This is a genomic window from Actinomycetota bacterium, assembly GCA_035540895.1.
In the GTDB taxonomy this organism is placed as follows: Bacteria; Actinomycetota; JAICYB01; order JAICYB01; family JAICYB01; genus DATLFR01.
In genome coordinates this window covers 1-3,784 of the sequence record DATLFR010000199.1, presented here as the reverse complement: position 1 = coordinate 3,784, position 3,784 = coordinate 1, and the positions used below count along the sequence as shown (strand labels likewise).

Annotated in this window: 3 protein-coding genes and 1 tRNA gene; 3 read left to right on the top strand and 1 reads right to left on the bottom strand. The window is 68.9% G+C overall.

The genetic code is table 11. The features are described from left to right. The 3 genes from VM840_11275 to VM840_11265 all read left to right on the top strand — a co-directional run. Positions 1 to 595: hypothetical protein (locus tag VM840_11275; protein HVL82156.1), on the top strand; the 595-nt coding region annotated here is incomplete at its 5' end. Positions 596 to 716: 121 nt separating this feature from the next. Next, on the top strand, positions 717 to 887 hold the full coding sequence (locus VM840_11270; GenBank protein ID HVL82155.1) for a hypothetical protein: 171 nt from the start codon (positions 717 to 719) through the stop codon (positions 885 to 887). A 120-nt stretch (positions 888 to 1,007) separates the two neighbouring features. Beyond that, positions 1,008 to 3,146, top strand: coding sequence for a hypothetical protein (locus tag VM840_11265; GenBank protein ID HVL82154.1), 2,139 nt, complete (start codon positions 1,008 to 1,010; stop codon positions 3,144 to 3,146). 183 nt (positions 3,147 to 3,329) lie between these two features. Here the strand turns inward: VM840_11265 and VM840_11260 are convergent. Next, a tRNA-Arg gene (locus tag VM840_11260) sits at positions 3,330 to 3,402 on the bottom strand. Positions 3,403 to 3,784 lie beyond the last annotated feature (382 nt).

The window sequence follows — 3,784 nt, the reverse complement described above, 5'->3', positions numbered from 1 at the left end:
CATCGACGGAGGGACGACGTGGGGGCGCCCGATCCTCGACGCGGGCGTGAACATCTACAACCTCGACGTGTCCGGGCGGAACCCGAACCGCGTCATCGCCGGTGCGTTCACGCGAGGCGTCCACGTCTCGGAGGACGCGGGCGCCACGTGGGTGCAGGGCGTCGGCATCACCGGGAACGTCTACCGCGCGTTCTACACCGACGCCCATCCCGATCGCGCCTGGGCGCTGACCTCCGACGGCGTGTTCCGCAGTGACAACGGCGGGCGAAACTGGGTCTCCGTCGGGCAGATCCGCATCGGGGGGGCCATCAAGCACACCTTCGAGATCGAGGTGAGCCCCTGGGACGCGAACACCGTGTATTCGCTCAGCATCGACGGGGACCTGGTGGTCACGCGCAACGGCGGGTCGTCGTGGCAGATCGACGACGATGGTCTCCCGAAAGACCCGGAGTGCAACATCTGCGAAGAGATCCAGCATCTCGTGTTCGATGGACGGACGCCGGGTCAGACGTACATCGCCGGAGGTGTGCTGGGGGACGGGGTGGAGCCTCAGTCGATGTGGATCTACCAGAGGGAGGAGCCCGGCACGAGCTGAACGGGTTCGGGGACAGGCCGAACGTGGCCCGGAGGGGCCATCCCCCTGTTCCGCAGGGACTACTCGGATCCCGCCAGGTCTGCCTATGGTGGTACTGCCTCGCTCCCCTCACACTTGAGGCATGAGCGAAGAGGGAAGCCGGGAGACGGATCTCGATGGCCGGGACATCGCGACGCTGGTCAGCGCTCTGCTGGAGAGCATCCGGCGGGGCGAGCTCGACGCTGGCCCCGACGAGGTTCGCTTCCTCGAGTCCGTAGCCCGGATCCTTCCGGCATCTCCAGCGCTCCAGTAGCTCGGATTGTGCATCTGCACACAGGGGTCCGGATCCCCTGTGTCGAAAGCACCGGGCATGGCTCTCCACGCGAGGTCTCTGCGGCGCGCCCGTCCGTATCGGCAGGGGAGCCGGGCGCGGGTGGTGGTCAGCCTGAGCGCGGTCCTCATGGTGGCGACGGTCAGCCCGGCCGACGCCTACCAGCGGCCCGGGCGTACCGAGCGGATCACGGTGACCCCGGAGGGGGAGCCCGGGACGGGGCCGGTGGAGTTCACCGGCCGTCGGGGGGACAGCCGCGTCGCCATCACTCCGGACGGCAGGTTCGTCGCCTTCGACACCCTTCTCGTGGATCTGGTCGAAGGCGACGAGAACGACGCCTACGACGTGTTCGTTCGCGACACGGTCACGGGAGTGACCGAGCGGGTCTCGGTCACAACCGAGGGAGCAGGGGCCGACGGGCATTCGTACTGGCCGTCGATCTCCGCCGACGGACGCTACGTCGCCTTCGAGAGCGAGGCATCGAATCTGGTTCCGGGAGACACGAACGGCATGGTCGATGTCTTCGTCCACGATCGGGAGACCGGTGAGACGCGCAGGGCATCTGTGGGGCCCTCGGGAGAGCAGGCGACCCGGGACGCGGTCTCGCCCTCGATGAGTGCCGACGGCCGATACATCTCCTTCAGCACCAACGGCGCCCCGTTCGTTCCGGGCGACGACAACCTGTGCCAGGAGATCGTGCTGAAGGACCTCGAGAGCGGTGCCGTCGAGCACATCACCGTTACCCCGAGCGGAGAGACCAGCGAGGGCGTGTGCACCTACGGCATCACGTCCGACATCAGCGCCGACGGGCGCTACGTCGCCTTCGAGACGCAGATGCACGACCTCGTCGAGGGCGACCTGAACGCGTCCTGGGACATCTTCGTGCGGGACAGGCAGAGGGAAGCGACCGAGCGGGTGAGCGTGGCCGGCGATGAGAGCGAGGCGAACTACGTGTCCTACTCGCCGGCGATCAGCGGTGATGGTCGCTTCATCTCCTTCTACAGCTGTGCCTCCAACCTCGTCCCGGAAGACCACAACTCGTCCGGGACCAAGGTCACGGGCTTCCTCGGCTCCAACACCTGCTTCGACGCGTTCGTGCGCGACCGGGAGCTCGGCCGGACGGAGCGGGTCTCGGTCTCCAGCTTCGGTGAGGAGGCTAGCCACGGCGCGACGTGGACCGACATCACGCCCGACGGACGGTTCGTGGCCTTCGCGAGCCACTCGACGAACCTGGTACCGGGGGCGGCCGACTACCTCGAACGGGTCTACGTCCACGATCGCTCGACGCGGCAGACCGAGCTCGTCTCCCTCGGCCCCGACGGGGGTCCGCTGCCGGCGGCGTCGTGGGCCAATGCCCCCGCCATCTCCGCCGACGGGCGATCCGTGGCGTTCAACACCGGCACCCAGGTGTGGCGAAGGGACAGGGGCCCGGCGACCGGGATAGGCGAGATCGGCCTATCCGTCGAAGGCGACACGGTCAGCGCGTCCGGTTGGGCCGGTCTCGCCGGGGAGGTCCTGACCCGGGCGGAGGACCCGGCCGACGACGCCGTGGACCCGGGTGCGGATCTCGGCGGGGATCTGCGCATGGCTTCGATCGTCTACCGCCCGGAGGAGAAGGACCTGTTGGTCCGCATGTCGGTGGAAGCCCTCCCGAGCTCGAGCACCTCGGCCGTGGGCTCCAACTACGTGATCCCGGGCGTCGCAGGCGCACCCGGCGTGGTGCACACGCTGCGTTTCTCGGTGAACGGCCGCCGGTGGGAGGTGCGGGCGATCCGTGGGAACGTCGAGGAGCCCGGATACCCGCCCAAGCCGCTGATCGGGCTGTGGAGGTGCGACCCGACCTGCCGCGAGACCCTGCACATGACCGGGAGCTACGGAAGCACCGGGGACGAGATCATCGGGAGCTTCACGCTTCAGGACATCGCCGCCTCCTCGGGTGCGCAGATCACGGACGTCCACGTCACGAGCGCGCTCGGCGACGCACTGACGGGAGGGGTCAGCACCCTGGACCAGATGCAGCTCCCGTCGGCCTCGATCCCGCGCGAGCAGGTCGACCTCGGGATCGCCCCGGCCGGCGTCCCCGAGCGGGAGGTCGAGTTCGAAGTGCCGGCGCTCCTGGGGAACGGCTCTTTCTCGGGCAGCCTCTCGACGGCGGCCCTGCCTCCTGGGAACTACGAGCTCTGGGCTCGCGCCTGCGTGGGGACGACCTGCGGCGCCTCCAGCACCGGGTTCACCCGGTAGCTGCAGGGTCGGCGTCCGGAGCCACGCATCGCGGCCCGGAGGTTCATCGCCGGCCGACACCCGCCCCTTCTCGGGTGCCCGACCGCTACAGCAGCGCCCATGGGTCCCTGCCAGACAGGTTCCGAGCATCGGCGCTGGGGGTGGCCTCGACAGGTGCCGGCGGTGCCACGGACGTGGAGAAGGTGCGCCGGGAGGGATTCGAACCCCCGACCCGCTGCTTAGAAGGCAGCCGCTCTGTCCCCTGAGCTACCGGCGCGCATCTACCTGCGGGAACGCCGGTGTGGGCTGCTGTTCACCGCTGTCACAGCGGATGACCTCCTCGCCCCAGAACGGCGCATCCAGCCCCTTGATGCTACACCTCGGCGATCTTCGGAGGCCTCTACACGCGAGCTGCTGGCAGCCGCCATCGGGGGCGCGGAACCCCTCCGGATCAGGGCGATGCAGTCAGGATCCGTCGGCTTCATCGAGCGCGGTTCAGCGCTTGCTGGCTCTCCTCTGCACGCCGGAGGAGGAGCGTACTGCCCACCTTTCGCGCGGTCGCTGCTGCCCGCCTGAGGGATGCCTCACCTTCCTCCCGGGCGGCCCCGCCCATGTGGAGAAGGAGGATGCCTTCGAGTCGGTGGAGCTCCGCTCGTAGA

Excerpts from the sequence above, each read along its gene's own strand:
- VM840_11270 (HVL82155.1), top strand. The coding sequence starts at position 717 with ATGAGCGAAGAGGGAAGCCGGGAGACGGATCTCGATGGCCGGGACATC.